18 protein-coding genes are annotated in these 18,003 nt (G+C 61.0%); 10 read left to right on the forward strand and 8 right to left on the reverse strand.

Features of this window, described 5'->3' with window-relative positions; translation table 11 throughout:
• Positions 1-53: 53 nt before the first annotated feature.
• Genes BMZ57_RS27990 through BMZ57_RS28005 form a run of 4 tightly spaced genes read right to left on the reverse strand, consistent with a single transcriptional unit; the run spans position 54 to position 4,164 of the window.
• The gene (locus BMZ57_RS27990; RefSeq protein WP_029529194.1) at positions 54-701 is read right to left on the reverse strand and encodes a MotA/TolQ/ExbB proton channel family protein; all 648 of its coding nucleotides are present in this window, start codon (positions 699-701) and stop codon (positions 54-56) included.
• 17 nt (positions 702-718) lie between these two features.
• Positions 719-3,001, reverse strand: coding sequence for a TonB-dependent receptor (locus tag BMZ57_RS27995; protein WP_021492120.1), 2,283 nt, complete (start codon positions 2,999-3,001; stop codon positions 719-721).
• A 24-nt stretch (positions 3,002-3,025) separates the two neighbouring features.
• Positions 3,026-3,754, reverse strand: coding sequence for an energy transducer TonB family protein (locus tag BMZ57_RS28000; RefSeq protein ID WP_069673183.1), 729 nt, complete (start codon positions 3,752-3,754; stop codon positions 3,026-3,028).
• 2 nt (positions 3,755-3,756) lie between these two features.
• Positions 3,757-4,164, reverse strand: coding sequence for an ExbD/TolR family protein (locus BMZ57_RS28005; protein WP_005786670.1), 408 nt, complete (start codon positions 4,162-4,164; stop codon positions 3,757-3,759).
• Positions 4,165-4,354: 190 nt separating this feature from the next.
• On the opposite strand from BMZ57_RS28005, the gene BMZ57_RS28010 reads away from it, so the two are divergent.
• Together BMZ57_RS28010 and BMZ57_RS28015 are read left to right on the forward strand one after the other, a co-directional pair.
• The gene (locus tag BMZ57_RS28010) at positions 4,355-4,909 is read left to right on the forward strand and encodes a GNAT family N-acetyltransferase (protein WP_069673182.1); all 555 of its coding nucleotides are present in this window, start codon (positions 4,355-4,357) and stop codon (positions 4,907-4,909) included.
• Positions 4,906-6,480, forward strand: a complete 1,575-nt coding sequence (locus BMZ57_RS28015) for an alkaline phosphatase D family protein (RefSeq protein ID WP_069673181.1) — start codon at positions 4,906-4,908, stop codon at positions 6,478-6,480. The genes BMZ57_RS28010 and BMZ57_RS28015 overlap by 4 nt, the downstream gene beginning before the upstream one ends.
• Here BMZ57_RS28015 and BMZ57_RS28020 read toward each other — a convergent pair.
• A complete protein-coding gene (locus BMZ57_RS28020) occupies positions 6,477-7,103 on the reverse strand; it encodes an alanyl-tRNA editing protein (protein ID WP_010211656.1) in 627 nt (208 codons plus the stop codon). The genes BMZ57_RS28015 and BMZ57_RS28020 overlap by 4 nt on opposite strands.
• A gap of 89 nt (positions 7,104-7,192) precedes the next feature.
• Here BMZ57_RS28020 and BMZ57_RS28025 point away from each other — a divergent pair, with 89 nt between their 5' ends.
• Positions 7,193-8,137: a LysR family transcriptional regulator gene (locus tag BMZ57_RS28025; protein ID WP_010211654.1), complete on the forward strand. Its 945-nt coding sequence runs from the start codon at positions 7,193-7,195 to the stop codon at positions 8,135-8,137.
• Here BMZ57_RS28025 and BMZ57_RS28030 read toward each other — a convergent pair whose 3' ends face one another.
• Together BMZ57_RS28030 and BMZ57_RS28035 are read right to left on the reverse strand one after the other, a co-directional pair.
• Entirely contained in the window at positions 8,138-8,545 is a 408-nt protein-coding gene (locus BMZ57_RS28030; protein ID WP_010211653.1) for a PA2817 family protein, read from the reverse strand. It lies immediately after the preceding gene.
• 75 nt (positions 8,546-8,620) lie between these two features.
• Positions 8,621-11,068 (reverse strand): acyl-CoA dehydrogenase, encoded by a 2,448-nt coding sequence (locus BMZ57_RS28035; protein ID WP_010211652.1) that lies wholly within the window; start codon positions 11,066-11,068, stop codon positions 8,621-8,623.
• Between the two features lie 158 nt (positions 11,069-11,226).
• Here BMZ57_RS28035 and BMZ57_RS28040 point away from each other — a divergent pair, with 158 nt between their 5' ends.
• The 4 genes from BMZ57_RS28040 (at position 11,227) to BMZ57_RS28055 (ending at position 14,404) form a co-directional block, all read left to right on the forward strand.
• Entirely contained in the window at positions 11,227-11,886 is a 660-nt protein-coding gene (locus BMZ57_RS28040; protein ID WP_010211651.1) for a transglutaminase-like domain-containing protein, read from the forward strand.
• Between the two features lie 57 nt (positions 11,887-11,943).
• Positions 11,944-12,561: a glutathione S-transferase family protein gene (locus tag BMZ57_RS28045; RefSeq protein ID WP_069673195.1), complete on the forward strand. Its 618-nt coding sequence runs from the start codon at positions 11,944-11,946 to the stop codon at positions 12,559-12,561.
• A gap of 134 nt (positions 12,562-12,695) precedes the next feature.
• On the forward strand, positions 12,696-13,628 hold the full coding sequence (locus BMZ57_RS28050) for an ABC transporter ATP-binding protein (protein ID WP_010211649.1): 933 nt from the start codon (positions 12,696-12,698) through the stop codon (positions 13,626-13,628).
• Entirely contained in the window at positions 13,625-14,404 is a 780-nt protein-coding gene (locus tag BMZ57_RS28055; RefSeq protein ID WP_010211648.1) for an ABC transporter permease, read from the forward strand. The genes BMZ57_RS28050 and BMZ57_RS28055 overlap by 4 nt, the downstream gene beginning before the upstream one ends.
• Positions 14,405-14,539: 135 nt before the next feature.
• Here BMZ57_RS28055 and BMZ57_RS28060 read toward each other — a convergent pair whose 3' ends face one another.
• Positions 14,540-15,079 (reverse strand): TetR/AcrR family transcriptional regulator, encoded by a 540-nt coding sequence (locus BMZ57_RS28060; RefSeq protein ID WP_021492115.1) that lies wholly within the window; start codon positions 15,077-15,079, stop codon positions 14,540-14,542.
• Positions 15,080-15,170: 91 nt separating this feature from the next.
• Here BMZ57_RS28060 and BMZ57_RS28065 point away from each other — a divergent pair, with 91 nt between their 5' ends.
• The 3 genes from BMZ57_RS28065 (at position 15,171) to BMZ57_RS28075 (ending at position 17,976) form a co-directional block, all read left to right on the forward strand.
• Positions 15,171-16,364, forward strand: a complete 1,194-nt coding sequence (locus BMZ57_RS28065) for an MFS transporter (protein WP_042572444.1) — start codon at positions 15,171-15,173, stop codon at positions 16,362-16,364.
• 43 nt (positions 16,365-16,407) lie between these two features.
• On the forward strand, positions 16,408-16,719 hold the full coding sequence (locus BMZ57_RS28070) for a cupin domain-containing protein (protein WP_010211643.1): 312 nt from the start codon (positions 16,408-16,410) through the stop codon (positions 16,717-16,719).
• Positions 16,720-16,827: 108 nt separating this feature from the next.
• Positions 16,828-17,976: a TDT family transporter gene (locus tag BMZ57_RS28075; RefSeq protein WP_069673180.1), complete on the forward strand. Its 1,149-nt coding sequence runs from the start codon at positions 16,828-16,830 to the stop codon at positions 17,974-17,976.
• Positions 17,977-18,003 lie beyond the last annotated feature (27 nt).

Genomic DNA, 18,003 nt, shown 5'->3' on the forward strand with positions numbered 1-18,003 from the left:
AGGGATTCCCATCGGAAAAGAAAAGCGGGCGCATTGCGCGCCCGCTGTTACGGTTACGCCGTGCGGCTGTGCAGCGGCGTCGGCACCAGGTGCGGCACTTCACTCTGCACGCGGGCGCCGGTGGCGGCGCGGATCAGCAGGATTTTCAGCTGATCGTTGATGCGTTCCAGGCTGTCCTGGAAGAAGTTGTGGAACACCACGCAGAACAGCGCGATGGCGATCCCCAGGCCGGTGGCGAACAAGGCCGTCCCGATACCACCGGAAATCTGCCCTGGATCAGACACACCCGCCGTGGCCAGCGCCTTGAAGGTGTCGATAATGCCGAGGATGGTGCCCAGCAAACCCAACAGCGGGGCGGCGGTGGTGATGGTTTCGATGATCCACAGGCTGCGGGCCAGTGGCGCACGAGTGGTCAGGTATTGGGTTTCGATCACGTCATCCAGGTCCTTGCGCGAACCTTGCGAGGCTTTCTGTGCCAGGACCGGCAACACCATGCTCAGCGGCAGGCTGTCACGGCGGATCAGGCTTTCCGGCAGGTCGCGCTCGCTGTGCACATTGGCGCCCAGCACCTCGGTCAGCGCACGGGCTTGCCTGCGTACATAGGCGAAGTAAATCCCGCGTTCGATGGTGATAAAGATCGCGATGGCCATCGCGGCATACATCACATAAAAGGTGATGTCGTGGAGCAGGTTCATGTCCATGTTCACTTACCTCGCAATTAGAAGTTGGCTTCCAGGGAAACCGTCACGGTGCGTTCCAGGCCTACGATGTAGGCAGGGTCGCCGTCGCGGAAACCGCTGTAGCTGGCCGCGTTGGTCTTGGTGGTGTAGACGCCGTCCAGGTATTTCTTGTCGAACAGGTTGTCGACGTTCAGGCGCAGGGTCGCGTCCTTGACCACCTTTTTGTCCACCGGCAGGTAAATACCCGCGCCGGCGTTGAACACGGTGCGGCCGGAGATGGCTTCGTCGTTGGTCAGGTCGCCGTAGAGCTTGCTGGTGTACTTGCCGCCGAAGGTGCCGTAGAAACGACCGTCGTCGTAGCCGATGTTGGCGGCCAGCATGTTTTTCGGCACGTTGGCGAACTGCTTGCCGCTGGTGGGCAACACGATGGCTTTGCCGGCGTTGTAGACGGTCAGGTCGTCTTGCTGCTCGGCCTTGGTGTAGGTGTAGGAGGTGTAGTAGTTGAAGTGATTCGGCAACAGGCCGCTCCACTCCAGCTCCAGGCCGCTGTTGTTGACGGAGCCGGCGTTGATGTCGGCGAAGTCGCCGTTGATGTCGCGCGACGACACCTGGCGATCCTTGAACTGCATGTAGAACAAAGTGGCGGCTACGGTCATGTCTTCATCGGTGTAACGCCAGCCCAACTCATGGTTCCAGCTGGTTTCCGGCTTGGAGTCGATGGAGCCGACGCCTTTGTCGTACAGCACGTAGTTCTGCGGGATGCGCATGTTGCGCGACAGGCTGTAGAACAACTGGTCGCGTTCGTCCAACTGGTATTTCAGGCCGGCGTTGGGCAGCAACTTGTTGTAGGTCTGGTTACGTTTTTCCGGCTGCTCGGTGAGGCTGCCGTGGTTGGTGCCGTCGCGCTTGACGTTCATGTAGGCCAGGCCCGCGATCAGGGTCCAGTCCGAGTTGATGTACCAGGTGTCCTGGGCCCAGACCTTCTGCGCCGGGGTGATGGTGAAGCGGTCGCGACCCTGGATGGTGTTGCCGTTGGCATCGGCCACGGCGTCGTTGGAATCCGGCCAGGTGTCCACCGGCTTGCCATTGGACTTGAGCGGAATGAACGGCTGGGTCTGGCTTTGGCGTGCGCGTTCGTACCAGTAGCCGACTTGCAGGCTGTGGTCGCCCAGGTCCCAGTTCAGTTTGGTGGTGATGCCCGGACGCCAGGTCTGGGTGCGCGAAGGGCGGTAGTACACACCGCTGTTCGGGGTGCCGTCGGCGTTGTATTGGGCGCCGGTGGGCAGGTTGCCCAGGTCGAATACGCCACCCTGGTTCGAGCCGCGGTTCAGCGCATAGCTGGACGAGCCGACACCGCTGCCGTTACCCCAGTAGTAATACGGGATCACCGACAGCGCGAGGTTGTCCGCCAGTTTGAACTGGGTATTGAGCACGGCGGTGAACGTCTGGAACGGGTTCTGCGCCAGCGCGTAGTAGCTGTTGTACTTGCCGTTGCTGCCCACGGTAGGTGTGGCGGGGTAGGGGTCGTACTTGCGGCCGTTCTGCTGGTACTGGGCCTTGGTCAGTTGGCTGTAGCTGTTGTTGTCCTGCTCGTGGTACTTGAGAATCAGGTTGGCGGTGTTGCCATCGCCAGCGTCGAAGAAGCTGTTCCATTCGACCTTGTCCGCGCGCACGGCGCCCGAACCGCGCCACATCTGGCCTTCGGTATGCGACGCCGACAACCAGTTGCTCAGGCCGTTGATCTCGCCGGTATTGAGACGGGCAAAGGTCTTGCGCGTGGCGTTGCTGCCCATCACCTGTTTGACGAATGCCCCGGTTTCCTTGGTCGGGCGAATGGTCACGATGCCGATGTTGCCGCCGCTGGAACCGATGTGCGGACCGTCGGCTTCCGAGGAACCCTGGGTGACGAAAATCTGCTCAATGTTTTCCGGGTCGCCCAACAGGTTGGAGTACAGCGCGTAGTTGCCCGAGTCGTTGATCGGCATGCCGTCCACCGACATTCCCACCTGGTCGGAGTTGAGCCCGCGCATGGTGAAACGAAAGCCGGACAGGCCAGTGTTGTCTTCGCTGGAAATGTTCAAGCCTGGGGTGTACTTGAGCTTGTCCACGGCGTTGCCGGTGGCGGTCTGTTTATCCAGCGCTTCCTTGGTTACGGTGGAGCGGCCCTTGATGCTTTCCTCCTGCACCATGTAGCCGCCACCTGCCGTGGCTTTGCCCTGAACCCCAATAGTCCCGACGTCGCTGTTGTTGGTGTCGGCCATGACCATTCCCTGGCCCATGCTTGCGGCAACGAGTGCCAGATGAATCCGTGTGAACCTCATCTCTGTCGTCCTGGTGTCGGGTGCTTATTGCACGCTGTAGTTGAAGGTGGCGGTGAAGCGCTGCTCATTGCGGCCCCCGAAGGCTTGCTCGGGGAACGGCTTGACTTGCTTGATGCGACGCAAGCTGTTGGTGGCGGCCCGGTTGAGCAACATGCTCGAGGCCTGGGTTTGCAAGCCGGAGTCGAGAACCCGGCCCTGGCGATCGACCAGCAACCAGACCACCACTTCGCCGGTCGGGCGTTCGAGGGAGGCCTGACGCCCGGTGGGATACTGCTTGTAGGTGTCCAACTCGTTGCGCAGCCCCTTGAGATAGCCGCCTTCCAGTGCTTGGCCATCGACCTTAGGTGGCGCAGGCGGCGCGGGCGTCGGCGCGACCTGTGCCACAGCCGCCGGTGCCGGTTTGGCAGTGACCGGTGGCGGAGCCGGTGCAGGTGTCGGTTGGGCGACTACGGGCTTGGGCACAGGTTTCGGCTTGGGCTCATGCTTGGGTTTGGGCAGCGGTTTTGGCGGCGGTGGCGGCGGGGCTGGCTCGGCCTCTTCATCCTCGATCACCGGCGGTGGCGGCGCTTGTTCCACCACCGGCTCCGGGATCACTTCCGGCTCCGGCTCGACCAACGCCAACTCGACCGCCGATTCGTCATAAACCGGCTCGACCTTCAACGTCTGGGACTGGATACCCACTGCAATCAGGACCAGGGCGATCAGGGCCGGAACGCTGCCCACCAGCTGACGCGCACGAAACAATACGTACATGATCAGGACTTACGCGTAGCAATGGACACGGAGGTAAAGCCACCCAGGCGCAGGGTGTCCATCACTTCCACCAGGCGCGAAACCTCCACGCCTTTGTCGCTGTTAACGATGATGGTCGACTTGGTGTCGGGCTTTTCCGCCGCTTTCAGCGCCGGCACCAGCGCGTCGACCGTGAGGTCCTTGCCATCCAGTTGCAGCTGGCCTTCCAGGCCCAGTGTCAGGATGAATTTGTTCTGTGGTTTGAGCTGCTGCGAACTGCTGGCGCTGGGCAGTTGCGTCTTCATGCCGAGGGCCGGAATCACGTTCAGGCTCACGAGTACGAAAAACACCAGGAGGAACATCATCACGTCGATCATCGGGATCAGTTCGATGTGCGCCTTGCGTTTTTTCGGTTCGTCCCAGGTTCTCATTCCGCTACCCCGTTATTGAATTAGGGGCGACACGCTAACAACCAAAAATGACCGATTGGTTAACTTTAATTGACGTTTTGAGGGCTCTAGGACGCGTCTTACAGGCGAATCTCAAGACATTTTTGTGACGTAACAGAATTGACATGTGGCAGGAGCACTCTCAAAAACTTTACTTCGAGGGCCCCTGGAAATGAGCTGTGATCTGCCACAAATATCCACGTCGCGACTGTTAATGCGCGCACTGGAAAACCATCAGGCCGAGACGTTGTGGGCCCTCGCCAACGGTCCGAACATCGCAGATAACACGGCGAGCATTCCCTCGCCTTACACCCTCGAAACGGCGCAGAACTTTATCGAGGGCATGCAGCAAAAATTTCACTCGGCCCACCTGTTGAGCCTGGGCATGCATCGGCGTGACTGCGGTGAACTGATCGGCATCGTCAGCCTGCGCATCAACCCGGCCCACCGCTATGGACATTTGGGCGGGTGGGTAGCGGCGGATGCGCGCAACCAAGGGTATGCAGCAGAGGCGGCGCGTGCGCTGATGGACTACGGTTTTGCCGAACTCGACCTGCACCGTGTGGGCAGCCAGTGTTTCAGTCGCAACAAAGAGTCGGCGCGGGTCATGGAGAAAATCGGCTTGCGGTACGAAGGCTGCATGCGCGGGGCGTTCCTCAAGAACGGCGTGCATGAGGACATGCTGGTGTTCGCCCCGGTGCGTGAGGATTGGGAGTTACGGCGGTGAGTGGTGAGGTTGATCATGGCCGGCGCCGGGTGCTTGCCGGGCTGGCCGTCGCCACCACGTTTTCGATCCTCAGTCCGTTTGCGCGCAGTGCCGGAGTGGACTATCCGTTCACCCTCGGCGTGGCGTCCGGAGACCCGTTGCCCGACGGGTTTGTGATCTGGACACGCCTGGCGCCTTTGTTCAATGCCGCGGATGGCCGGGGCGGCTTGAGCCGATCGGTGCCGGTGCGTTGGCGGGTCGCCAGCGATGCCGCCATGAGCCGCGTGGTGCGCCAGGGCGAGGTCATGGCCAGCGAGCGCTGGGGGCATTCAGTGCATGTGGAAGTCGCGGGGCTGGAGGCGGGCCGGCCTTACTGGTATCAGTTCGAAGGGCTTGGGGCACAAAGCCCGGTGGGGCAGTCGCGCACGGCGCCGGGCGTGCATGCCATGACGTCGGCGCGCCTTGGGTTTGTCTCGTGTTCCCACTGGGAACGCGGCTATTTCAGTGCCTATCGCCACCTGGCAGAGGAGCAGCCCGACCTGGTGTTTTTTCTCGGCGACTACATCTACGACAGTTCCTACGCGGCGGATTCGGGCAAGATCATTCGCTCCCACGGCAGCGGCAATGCAGTGAGCCTGAGCGACTATCGCAACCGCTATGCCCTGTACAAAACCGATCCGGATCTACAGGCCCTGCACGCCGCCGCACCGAGCGTGGCGACCTGGGATGATCACGAAGTGCAGAACGACTACGCCAACCGCTGGTCCCAGGATCCCAGGGTCCCTGTCGCACAATTTATGCAGCAGCGGGCGGCGGCCTACCAGGCTTACTACGAGCATATGCCGTTGCGTGCCAGCAGCTTGCCGAAGGGGCCGGACATGCGCATTTATCGACGCCTGGACTACGGCCGACTGGCCCGCTTCCACGTGCTGGACGGTCGGCAATATCGTTCCGAACAACCGTGCATTTTGGCCAATGGCAGTCACCAGGGGCATATTGCCGATAACCTCTGTCACGACTTGCGCGACCCTGGCCGAACCCTGCTTGGTTGGCAGCAAGAGGCCTGGTTGGAGCAAGGGTTTGCCCAGTCGAAGGCGCAATGGAACATCATCGCCCAGGACCTGCTGGTGGCCCCGTTGACCCAGCGTGACCTGACCAACCACAAACCGGGACGTTGGACCGACGGTTGGGATGGCTACATGGCCAATCGCTCACGGATGCTGGCTTCCATCGAACGTAACCGGGTCAGCAACCCGGTGTTCTGGGGCGGTGATATCCATTCGTTCTGGGTGACGGATCTGCAGGCTGATGGCAACAACCCGGACTCGCAGGTGGTGGCCACGGAATTTGTCGGCACTTCAGTGACGTCCGACGGCCCGCCCTTTGACGCGTTCAGCAAGCTGCTGCCGCTCAACCCGCATGTGAAGTTTTTCGACAGTCGCCAGCGGGGGTATGTGTCGGTGGAGGCGGAAGCACACGAGATGCTCACGAACCTGCGTGTGATTACCGACCCCCACGACCCGGCGGCCACGGTGTCGACCCTCAAGTCATTTGTGGTGGAGTCGGGGCGGGCGGGGGCGATTGAGGTTTAAGCGATTTCGTAGCGCACCGACAGCGCACCCTTTTTCTCCGACAGGGCCAGGATGCTCACCTGGCCCAATTCGCTCAGCGCCTGCACGTGGGTGCCGCCGCAGGCATACGCGGGCAATTCGCCGAAGCCGACTTCGCGGGTGCCGTCTTCCAGGTTCATGCGGCGCGGGTAATCCGCGGCGATCCATTGGTTGACCTGTTGCTGGAGCGCCTCGGCTTCCATGGCTTGCGCCGCTTCGCCACGGATGAAGGTGATCTTGCCTTCGCCGGGCCAGTGATGAGCCTTGATCGGCATCCAGCCCAGGGCCTCGCCTGCGTTGCCGATCAGGTGCCCGGCGGAATGCAATCGGGTGTGTAACGTGCGGCGCTGTTCATCGACCCGAGCGGTGATCGGACCGGGTTCCAATGGGCGGTCGACATAGTGCACCACGCGGTCGGCTTCCTGGGTGACGCGAAGTACAGTGCTTTCACCGAGCCAGCCGGTATCGAAAGGTTGCCCGCCGCCCTGTGGGTGAAAAATCGTCGACTGCAGGATGACTGCAAACTGCTCCCCGTGAGGTGTGCAACTCAACACCTCTAGCTCGGCAGTCAGGTGGTCGTGAGTAAAAAACAGGCGCTCGGTCATGATCTACATCCGCATCAGGGTTCTGCGGGCAGTATAAATAGTGCGTGGATAGGTGATAATCCATTCAATTATCAATGGACCTGTGCACCATGAGCATCAATCTTCCTTTGCCGCTGCTGGGCGAAATGGCGATTTTCGTCAAAGTGGTGGAAACCGGCAGCTTCTCCGAGGCCGCCCGGCAGCTGGGTGCTTCGCCTTCCTCGGTGAGCCGCAGCATTTCTCGCCTGGAGAAGGCCCTGGCGACGCGCTTGCTGCAGCGCACCACGCGAAAGTTGCGCCTCAGCGAAGGCGGGGAGGAGGTGTTCAAGCGCTGCCAGGAGATGGTCAGCGCGGCGCGCTCGGTGATGGAGATCAGCGGCCAGTTCACCCATGAAGCCGAAGGGCTGGTGCGAGTCAGCGTGCCCAAGGCGGTGGGGCGGTTTGTGGTGCACCCGCATATGCCGGAATTCCTGCGGCGTTATCCCAAGGTGGATGTGCAGTTGATCCTGGAGGATCGCCAGGTGGACATGATCGATGACAATGTCGACCTGAGCATCCGCATCACCGACAGCCCACCGCCGGGGTTGGTGGGTCGGCAGTTGTTGCCCATCGAGCATTTGCTGTGCGCGACGCCGCAGTACTTGGCCGCACACGGTACGCCGGGGCATCCCCATGATCTGCTGGCGCACAGCTGCATCTACCTGGGGGAGACACCCGGTGATTCACGCTGGAAATTCCGCCAGGCTGGCAAGGCCGTGACGGTTGCGGTGCGCGGGCGTTACGCGGCGAACCACACCGGAGTTCGGCTGGATGCGGTGTTGCAGCATGTGGGTATCGCCAGCTTGCCGTATTTCACGGCGCGCCACGCGTTGGAGGAGGGGCGGTTGGTGCAGGTGTTGCCGGCGTGGGACTTTATTGCGTCCTACCATGGCGAGGCGTGGTTGCTGCATTCGCCCACGCGGTATCTGCCGCCGAAGTTACGGGTATTTATCGATTATCTGGTGGCGTGCATGGCGAAGGAGCCGACGTTGCGTCGGCCCATTCCAGGTCGCTGATCAGTGCTTGCTCTGGTCGTCCGGCATGGCCAGTAGCTGCTTTTCCTGGTTCCAGTCGAACGGTTCGTCGTTCTGTTCGGCTTCGAAGCGACGTTCTTCCAGCGCCTGGTACAGGTCCAGTTCTTCGTCGGGCATGAAGTGCAGGCAGTCACCGCCAAAGAACCACAGCAGGTCGCGCGGCACCAAGTGGGCAATCTGCGGGTAACGCAGGATGACCTGGCTCATCAGGTCCTGGCCCAGGTACTGGCTTTCGATCGGGTCGATCGGCAGCAGGGCGCGCAATTCGTCGAAGCGCTCCAGGAACAGTGAATGGCTTTCCTCGGGCACCTGTTCGGCTTCGCCGACGGCAACCAGGATGCTGCGCAGGTGGTCGAGCAAGACGAGATGATCGGCAACGACGTTGGACACGAGATAAGTCCTCTAAAGCAAAAACGGGCGCGAGAGTATATAGCTCTCGCGCCCGTATTTATATGACCACTGGGATCAGCGGACTTTACCCTCAGCCTGGGTCAGCTCTTCCTTGCTGAAATCGTCCACGTCGATCACCTTGCGCCGTGCCGCTTCCACCTCACGCAAGGTGTGCGCTTCGGCCGGCTGCAACACGCCTGCGTGCAGCGCGGCGTCGATGGCGTGTTCCCCGGCAGTCGGTTTGACCTGCCCGCTCTTGAGTGCCACGTGCAGTTTCTTCTGCAGCGAATGGCTGGCGCCGAGCAAGTCGTAGGCATGTTGCAAGGCGCCTACCGGATCTTCCGCCGATTGCGGTCGGTAGCAGCCGGCCAGCAACTCTTCCAGGGTCGGGTCGCCCTTGGCACGGCCGATTACCGCAGCCACTTCGGCATCCAGCGCATCCGACGGCCCGGTATGGCGACGGCCGAACGGGAACACGATCACCCGCAGCAGGCAGCCCAGCACCTTGTTCGGGAAATTGCTCAGCAGTTCATCCAGCGCACGTTCCGATTCGCCGAGGCTTTCTTCCATGGCCCAGGCAAACAGCGGTTCCAGGTGATCCGGCGAATCCAGGTCGTGATAACGCTTGAGTGCGGCCGACGCCAGGTACATATGGCTCAGTACATCACCCAGGCGTGCCGACAAGCGTTCGCGACGCTTCAACTCGCCACCCAGCAGCATCATGCTCAGGTCAGCCAGCAGCGCGAATGCGGCAGCCTGGCGGTTGAGTGCACGGAAGTAGCCCTGGCTCAAACGATTGCCCGGCGCCTTCTCGAAATGCCCCACCCCGAGGTTCAACACCAAGGTACTGGCGGCGTTGCTCACGGCAAAACCGATGTGTTGCATCAACAGCCCATCGAACTCCTTCAATGCCTGGTCATGGTCGTCGCGACCGGCCAGGGCCATTTCCTTGAGCACGAACGGATGGCAGCGGATCGCGCCCTGGCCGAAGATCATCAGGTTGCGCGACAGGATATTCGCGCCTTCTACGGTGATGAAGATCGGCGCGCCTTGCCAGTTGCGGCCCAGGTAGTTGTTCGGTCCCATGATGATGCCCTTGCCACCGTGCACGTCCATGGCGTGGCTGATGCACTCGCGGCCGCGTTCGGTGAGGTGGTACTTGAGGATCGCCGACAGCACCGAGGGTTTTTCCCCCAGGTCGACGGCATTGGCGGTGAGCATGCGTGCGCTGTCCATCAGCCAGGCGTTGCCGCCGATACGCGCAAGGGCTTCCTGGATACCCTCGAAGGCCGACAGCGGCACATTGAATTGCTCGCGCACCTGGGCGTATTGGCCGGTCACCAGGCTGGTGAACTTGGCCGCGCCGGTACCCACGGCGGGCAGGGAGATCGAACGGCCCACCGAGAGGCAGTTCATCAACATCATCCAGCCTTTGCCGAGCATTTCCTGGCCACCGATCAGGAATTCCAGGGGGATGAACACATCCTTGCCGGCGTTGGGGCCGTTCATGAAGGCGGCGCCCAAAGGCAGGTGGCGACGGCCGATTTCCACGCCGGGGGTGTCGGTGGGGATCAGCGCCAGGCTGATGCCCAAGTCTTCCTCTTCACCCAGCAGATGGTCCGGGTCGTGGGCCTTGAAGGCCAGGCCGAGCAAGGTCGCAACCGGGCCGAGGGTAATGTAGCGTTTTTCCCAGTTCAGGCGCAGGCCGAGTGTTTCCTTGCCTTCCCATTCACCTTTGCAGATCACGCCAGTGTCCGGCATCGCGCCCGCGTCGGAGCCGGCCAGTGGGCCAGTCAATGCGAAGCAGGGGATGTCATCGCCACGGGCCAGGCGCGGCAGGTAGTGGTTGCGCTGTTCTTCGGTGCCGTAGTGCAGCAGCAGTTCGGCCGGGCCGAGAGAGTTGGGCACCATCACGGTCGATGCCAGGTCACCGCTGCGGGTGGCGAGCTTCATCGCGACCTGGGAGTGGGCATAGGCGGAGAAGCCCTTGCCGCCATATTCCTTGGGAATGATCAGGGCGAAGAAACCGTGGGTCTTGATGTGTTCCCAGGCCGCGGGCGGCAGGTCCATGGCCTGGCCGATTTCCCAGTCGCTGACCATGGCACAGAGTTCTTCGGTGGGGCCATCGATAAACGCCTGTTCTTCTTCGGTCAGTTGCGCCTTGGGGTAGGCCAGCAACTTGTCCCAGTCCGGGCGACCGCTGAACAGTTCGCCGTCCCACCAGACGGTGCCGGCGTCGATGGCATCGCGCTCGGTCTCGGACATCGGCGGCAGGACTTTCTGGAACCAGCTGAACAGTGGCTTGGTGAAGTATTGGCGGCGCAGGTCGGGCAGCAGCAGGGGAGCGGCCACCAAGGCGATCAACACCCAGAAGATCAGCAGCAGCCAACCCGGTGCATGGCTCCAGGCGCCCATCGCCAGCAGGTAGACGGCGACCACGCCCAGGGCGGGCAGGGGCGCGACGCGGCGGTGTGCGAGGTAGGCAATGCCGACCACCAGCACCAGTATCCACAACAACAGCATATTCAATCCTCCGTGAAAACAGGGGCGAAACCACCAGGGAGCTTAGTCGGCATCCGAACAAGCGGGGTGATCAGGGTGTAACGAGATTTGGCCGATTCGTCGTTATCTCCAAGACAGGCCTGTGGTTAGACTCCAGGCTTTCTTCGGAGATAAAGCTCATGGATACCTACCTGAGTCCCAGCCGCTTCATCGATAGTGACCACCCTGCGGTGGTGGAGTTCGCCGAAAAACACCGTGGAACCCGTAGGGATTTTAGTGACCAGGCAGTCAGCCTCTATTACGCCGTGCGTGAGGCGATTCGCTATAACCCCTATACCTTCAGCCGCGATCCAGACACATTAAATGCCAGCTTCGCCCTGTCCACCGGCGAAAGCTATTGCGTGCCCAAAGCCACCTTGCTCGCCGCCTGTGCCCGCCACTGCGGCATTCCGGCGCGCATCGGCCTGGCGGATGTGCGCAATCATTTGTCGACGCCACGCCTGATCGCGTTGCTCAAGAGTGATGTATTTGCCATGCACGGTTATACCGAGCTTTACCTCAACGATCGTTGGGTCAAGGCCACGCCGGCGTTCAACCAGCAACTGTGCGATGTGTTCGATGTACCGCCGTTGGATTTCGACGGCCTCCACGACAGCGTCTTCCACGCGTTCAATCGCCAAGGCCAGCGATCGATGGAGTACGTGGTCGACCACGGGCAATTTCCTGACGTGCCCGAGGCCTTCTTCTTCGCCCACATCCAAGCGTGTTACCCCCATCTGTTTGCCGAGGATATGCCGCCGTTACTGGGCGACATGCAGAGCGATTTGAGCCGCGTGTGAACCGGCGTATGCTGCTGCCTTCATCTAGCCATGTTCATCAACAACAAAGGCGCGGTCATGCTGAAAATCTGGGGTCGTAAAAATTCATCAAACGTCAGGAAGGCACTGTGGTGCGCCGAGGAACTCGGCCTGGACTATGAAGCAATTGATGCGGGCGGGGCTTTTGGTGTGGTCGACACGCCGCAATACCGGGCGTTGAACCCCAACGGCCGGGTGCCGATGATCGAAGACGGTGACTTCGTGCTGTGGGAGTCCAACACCATCGTGCGCTACCTCTGCGCCAAGCAGGCTTGCCGCTGGTATCCGACAGACGTGAAAGCCCGCGCCAACGCGGAAAAGTGGATGGACTGGACCACGTCGACCTTTGCCGAACCGTTCAAGATCGTATTCTGGGGCGTGCTGCGCACCCCGGCGGAAAAACAGAACTGGGAGACCATCCACGCCGGTCGCCAGGCCTGTATCGATGTGCTCAAAACCGTTGATGAAGCGCTTGCTACACAGCCGTATCTGTCGGGCAACGAGATCGGCATGGGCGATATCCCGTTGGGCAGCTTTATCTACGCCTGGTTCGAAATGCCCATCGAACGGCCCGCAATGCCCCATCTAGAGGCCTGGTATGCGCGCCTGCAGCAGCGTCCGGCTTACCGCAAAGCGGTCATGACCGCGTTGACTTAATACTGACTATTAATACAGGTGACTGTACTTGTGCGGCGCGGGCAAGCACCATGCTTGTCATGCGCCGCCGTTGAACTACCTGGGCTGCGCCCTCATCTACTCTTTCTATTCCCTTCTTTGGTGCGTAATCCGATATGAGTTCCGCTCTGTCCATCCGGCAGCTAACCAAAACCTACGGCAACGGTTTCCAGGCCCTGAGTGGTATCGATCTGGACGTTGCCGAAGGTGACTTCTTCGCCTTGCTCGGCCCCAATGGCGCCGGCAAATCCACCACCATCGGTATCCTCTCGACCCTGGTCAACAAGACCAGCGGCACGGTGAATATCTTCGGCCATGACCTGGACAAATCCCCGGCGGCGCTCAAGCGTTCCATCGGCGTGGTGCCCCAGGAATTCAACTTCAACCAGTTCGAAAAGACCTTCGACATCGTCGTGACCCAGGCCGGCTACTACGGCATCCCGGCGAAAGTCGCCAAGGAACGCGCCGAGCAGTACCTGACCCAACTGGGCCTGTGGGACAAGCGCGATGTGCCGTCGCGTTCGCTGTCCGGCGGCATGAAACGCCGGCTGATGATCGCCCGCGCATTGGTGCACGAGCCGCGTCTACTGATCCTCGACGAGCCTACTGCCGGCGTGGACATCGAACTGCGTCGCTCGATGTGGACTTTTCTCACCGAGCTGAACGAGAAGGGCATCACCATCATCCTCACCACCCACTATCTGGAAGAGGCTGAGCAGCTGTGCCGCAACATCGGCATCATCGACCACGGCACCATCGTCGAAAACACCAGCATGCGAAACCTGCTGGGTCAGTTGCATGTGGAAACCTTTTTGCTCGATCTGAAAAACAACTTGTCGGCGCCGCCGCAACTGCTCGGCTACCCGAGCCGCCTGGTGGACAGCCACACCCTGGAAGTGCAGGTGGACAAGGCCATGGGCATCACCGCGTTGTTCACGCAGTTGGCAACCCAGAACATCGAAGTGCTGAGCCTGCGTAACAAAACCAATCGCCTTGAGGAGTTGTTCGTGTCCCTGGTGGAGAAAAATCTGGCGAAGGTGGCGGTATGAGTTCCGAACTGCAACCCAACCTCGTCGCGCTGCAAACCATCGTCTATCGCGAAGTGAAGCGCTTTACCCGGATCTGGCCGCAGACCCTGCTGCCGCCGGCGATCACCATGGTCCTGTACTTCGTGATCTTCGGTAACCTGATCGGCCGCCAGATTGGCGACATGGGTGGCTTCACTTACATGGAGTACATCGTGCCGGGCCTGATCATGATGTCGGTGATCACCAACTCCTACGGTAACGTGGTCTCCAGTTTCTTCGGCAGCAAGTTCCAGCGCTCCATCGAAGAACTGATGGTGTCGCCGGTGTCGCCCCATACCATCCTGATCGGCTACACCCTCGGCGGTGTGCTGCGTGGGTTGATGGTGGGCGTGATCGTCACCCTGTTGTCGCTGTTCTTCACCCACCTGCAGGTGCATCACCTCGGGGTCACCATTCTGGTGGTGGTACTGACGGCGACGATCTTCTCGCTGCTGGGTTTCATCAACGCCGTGTTTGCACGCAACTTCGATGATATTTCGATTATTCCGACCTTCGTGCTGACGCCGCTGACCTACCTGGGCGGGGTGTTCTACTCCATCAGCTTGCTGCCGCCGTTCTGGCAGACCGTGTCGTTGGCCAACCCGGTGCTGCACATGGTCAACGCCTTCCGCTACGGCATCCTGGGGGTGTCGGACATCAAGATCAGCGTGGCGATCACGTTCATGTTGGTGGCGACCGTTGTGCTGTATATCGGTTGCGCGAAGTTACTGGTGAGCGGACGCGGGATGCGCACGTAAGCGCTGACCTGAACGCGGTCAAAAATGTGGGAGCGGGCTTGCTCGCGAAGGCGGTGTGTCAGTTACAGAATGTACTGACTGATCCACCACCTTCGCGAGCAAGCCCGCTCCCACATTTGGTTTTGTGTAAGGGCTTCAGACCTTCAGTGCCAGTTCGATCAGCCTATGCAGCTCTTCAACCGTCAGCGGCGTGGTCGAGAATAGAATACGAAACACCGTTGGCGCCGCCAGCAGATTGATCAGGTGATCCACGCTCGGCGGGCTGCTGTCCGGATAGCGATCGACAATCGCCTGAAACTGCCCGCTCAGGATGCTCACGCAATAGCCTGGCGTCTGGCTGCACTGCACATCCCGCATCATGTTCCGTCCAGGCTCCGAACTCATCTCATCCAGATACTGCTCGGCCCAGGCCTGCAGGTCACCGCGCAGGCTGCCGGTATTCGCCGGCTCGCTGTCCGGGCGCATCCGCGCCAACGCCACATCCGCCAGTAGCACAGAAAGATCGCCCCAACGCCGGTAGATGGTCGAGGGCGTAACCCCCGCGCGCGCAGCGATCATCGGCACAGTGACGCTGGAGCGCTCATGGGCTTCCAGCAGTTCACGCACGGCTGAATGGACGGATTCTTGTACCCGGGCACTACGGCCCCCCGGGCGGAGGCCTTCTTTTATCGCCATGATTGTGACCTTAACACAAAGAATTTGCTTTAAGCCTGGCCTGGTAGCACACTGCACAAAAGCAAAATATTAGCTTTAGCGGAGCGTGCGTATGTCCAACCCGATTTCTCAGCGTTCCAGCCTGGTGTTCCTCGCGATCACCTTGCTGACGTTTCTCGCCGCCTCCAGTGCGCCGACGCCGTTGTATCACCTGTATCAGGAGGGCCTGCATTTTTCCGCAGGCATGCTCACGCTGATCTTTGGCGTCTATGCGCTGAGTCTCCTGGTGGCGCTTCTGACTGTTGGCTCACTGTCGGACCATCTGGGGCGCAAGCCGGTGATTTTTACCGCGTTGATCTTGAACATGCTGGCGATGCTGCTGTTTATCAATGAAGGCAGCGTGGCCTGGTTGATTGCCGCGCGTACGCTGCAGGGCTTTGCTACGGGCATGGCCACTGCCGTACTGGGCGCGGCACTGCTGGACACGGATCGCCAGCAAGGCCCACTGGTCAACAGCGTAGCGCCGTTGCTGGGCATGGCCTGCGGTGCGATGGGCAGCAGTCTGCTGGTGGAGTTCGCGCCGCTGCCGACCCAGTTGATCTACTGCACGCTGTTCGTGCTGATGCTGCTGCAGGCCGTTTACGTATGGCGCCTGCCGGAAAGCGTCAGCCGTATCCCTGGCGCACTGGCTTCGCTGCGCCCGACCTTGCACGTACCGCCCCAAGCGCGCCGGGCCTTGTGGTTGTCGCTGCCGGTGGATGTGGCGGTGTGGGCGATGGGCGGGTTCTACCTGTCCCTGGCGCCGTCACTGGTACGAACCGCCACCGGTTCGACCTCCAACCTGATCGGTGGCGGCCTGGTGGCGGTGTTGACCGTGAGCGGCGCATTGATGATCTTCACGCTGCGCAATCGCCCAGCCGACAAAGTGCTGCGCCTGGGGGCCGGCTTGCTGGCAGTGGGTGTGGCGCTGATCCTCACGGCCGTGCACAGCGCCAGCGTGCTGCTGTTTTTCATCGCCACCCTGATCGCCGGCAGCGGTTTTGGTGCGGGCTTCCTCGGTGCCCTGCGCAGTGTTGTGCCGCTGGCCTTGCCCCATGAGCGCGCGGGTTTGATGTCGGCGTTCTATGTGCTGAGTTACCTGGCGTTCTGCCTGCCGTCTTTGCTGGCGGGCAACCTGATTCGCCGCTTTGGTCTGATCGTCACCACTGACGGCTACGGCGCGGTACTCATCCTGCTGGCCCTCGGCGCACTGGTCGGCCTGCTGTTGCAGGATTCGGCGCGCGCCAGGGCGACGACAGGCGGCTGATGAGTAATAATCGCCTTCCGCATCGCCTGACTGAGATTCAAGCATGAAGATCATCCGCAGCAAGGACTTCACCGGCAGCCGGGCCTGGGAGGCGCTGGACATCGCCAACATGAACGGCATCACCACGCGCCTGCACTGGACCGACCAGCCGTACCGCTGGCACGTCAATGACGGCGAAGAAGTGTTTGTGGTGCTGGATGGCCGGGTGCAGATGCACTATCGCGACAATGGCTTCGAGCAGGTGGCGGAGCTGGCCGTCGGCGACATCTTCTACGCCAGCGTCGGCACCGAGCACGTGGCACATCCCCAAGGCCCGGCGCGCATCCTGGTGATCGAAAGCGAAGGCAGCGTTTGACTCCTATATTGGTAAAGTAGATAACAGATAGAGATATTACCCGTTATATAGATATTCGATCAGGTTCTACCATGGTCTCAACCTCATGCGAGGAAGAGGATTGCCATCATGACCTGCTCGAATACCATCAGCTACAAACCCTTCAGTCACTTGACCCGTCCACGGGAAGTGATCCGCCAATTCACCCCCAACTGGTTTGCTGCCACCATGGGCACCGGCGTGCTGGCGCTGGCCTTGGCCCAATTGCCGGCCGATGTGCCAGGCTTGCACGCGATTGCCGCAGCGCTGTGGTTTTTCACCATCGGCTTGTTTGTGCTGTTCAGCGTGTTGTACACGGCCCGTTGGGTGATGTTTTTCGATGAGGCGCGGCGGATATTCGGGCACTCCACGGTGTCGATGTTCTTCGGCACCATCCCCATGGGGCTCGCGACCATTCTCAACGGCCTGCTGTTGTTCGGCCTGCCGCGGTGGGGCAGCGACGTGATCCCCCTGGCTGAAGCGCTGTGGTGGCTGGATGTCGCCATGGCCCTGGCCTGCGGCGTGCTGATCCCGTTCATGATGTTCACCCGCCAGGAACACAGCATCGACCAGATGACGGCCGTCTGGCTGCTACCCGTGGTGGCCGCCGAAGTCGCCGCCGCCAGCGGTGGGCTGCTGGCACCGCACTTGGCGGACGCCCATTCACAGCTGGTGATGCTGGTGACCAGCTACGTGCTGTGGGCGTTTTCCCTGCCGGTGGCGTTCAGCATCCTCACTATCCTGATGTTGCGCATGGCCCTGCATAAGCTGCCTCACGCCAATATGGCCGCGTCGAGCTGGCTGGCGTTGGGGCCCATCGGCACCGGTGCCTTGGGTATGTTGCTGCTGGGGGGCGATGCGCCGGCGATCTTCGCGGCCAATGGTTTACCGGGCGTCGGTGAGATGGCCAACGGTCTCGGCGTGGTCGCGGGGATTACGCTGTGGGGCTTCGGCCTGTGGTGGATGCTGATCGCGGTATTGATCACCCTGCGTTACCTGCGCGCTGGTATTCCGTTCAATCTGGGGTGGTGGGGCTTCACCTTTCCGTTGGGGGTCTACGCCCTGGCCACGTTGAAGCTGGCGAGCCTGTTGCACCTGGGTTTCTTCAGCGTATTCGGCAGTGTGCTGGTGGTCGCGTTGGCGCTGATGTGGTTGATCGTGGCCAAGCGCACGGTGCAGGGTGCTTATAAAGGTGAGCTTTTTGTTTCGCCGTGCATTGCAGGACTAGCGAATAAGTAAGCCGGATTAGGTAAAGTCGTGGCCTGA

Origin of the sequence: Pseudomonas simiae, from assembly GCF_900111895.1 — a bacterium.
GTDB classification, from domain to species: Bacteria; Pseudomonadota; Gammaproteobacteria; order Pseudomonadales; family Pseudomonadaceae; genus Aquipseudomonas; species Aquipseudomonas simiae.

What these genes read in the sequence shown, in the direction of transcription:
- BMZ57_RS27995 (WP_021492120.1), bottom strand. Translation starts at nt 3,001, where the DNA reads ATGAGGTTCACACGGATTCATCTGGCACTCGTTGCCGCAAGCATGGGC.
- BMZ57_RS28070 (WP_010211643.1), top strand. Translation starts at nt 16,408, where the DNA reads ATGAAGATCATCCGCAGCAAGGACTTCACCGGCAGCCGGGCCTGGGAG.
- BMZ57_RS28035 (WP_010211652.1), bottom strand. Translation starts at nt 11,068, where the DNA reads ATGCTGTTGTTGTGGATACTGGTGCTGGTGGTCGGCATTGCCTACCTC.
- BMZ57_RS28050 (WP_010211649.1), top strand. Translation starts at nt 12,696, where the DNA reads ATGAGTTCCGCTCTGTCCATCCGGCAGCTAACCAAAACCTACGGCAAC.
- BMZ57_RS28040 (WP_010211651.1), top strand. Translation starts at nt 11,227, where the DNA reads ATGGATACCTACCTGAGTCCCAGCCGCTTCATCGATAGTGACCACCCT.
- BMZ57_RS28025 (WP_010211654.1), top strand. Translation starts at nt 7,193, where the DNA reads ATGAGCATCAATCTTCCTTTGCCGCTGCTGGGCGAAATGGCGATTTTC.
- BMZ57_RS28020 (WP_010211656.1), bottom strand. Translation starts at nt 7,103, where the DNA reads ATGACCGAGCGCCTGTTTTTTACTCACGACCACCTGACTGCCGAGCTA.
- BMZ57_RS27990 (WP_029529194.1), bottom strand. Translation starts at nt 701, where the DNA reads ATGGACATGAACCTGCTCCACGACATCACCTTTTATGTGATGTATGCC.
- BMZ57_RS28005 (WP_005786670.1), bottom strand. Translation starts at nt 4,164, where the DNA reads ATGAGAACCTGGGACGAACCGAAAAAACGCAAGGCGCACATCGAACTG.
- BMZ57_RS28065 (WP_042572444.1), top strand. Translation starts at nt 15,171, where the DNA reads ATGTCCAACCCGATTTCTCAGCGTTCCAGCCTGGTGTTCCTCGCGATC.
- BMZ57_RS28055 (WP_010211648.1), top strand. Translation starts at nt 13,625, where the DNA reads ATGAGTTCCGAACTGCAACCCAACCTCGTCGCGCTGCAAACCATCGTC.
- BMZ57_RS28045 (WP_069673195.1), top strand. Translation starts at nt 11,944, where the DNA reads ATGCTGAAAATCTGGGGTCGTAAAAATTCATCAAACGTCAGGAAGGCA.
- BMZ57_RS28000 (WP_069673183.1), bottom strand. Translation starts at nt 3,754, where the DNA reads ATGTACGTATTGTTTCGTGCGCGTCAGCTGGTGGGCAGCGTTCCGGCC.
- BMZ57_RS28010 (WP_069673182.1), top strand. Translation starts at nt 4,355, where the DNA reads ATGAGCTGTGATCTGCCACAAATATCCACGTCGCGACTGTTAATGCGC.
- BMZ57_RS28060 (WP_021492115.1), bottom strand. Translation starts at nt 15,079, where the DNA reads ATGGCGATAAAAGAAGGCCTCCGCCCGGGGGGCCGTAGTGCCCGGGTA.
- BMZ57_RS28075 (WP_069673180.1), top strand. Translation starts at nt 16,828, where the DNA reads ATGACCTGCTCGAATACCATCAGCTACAAACCCTTCAGTCACTTGACC.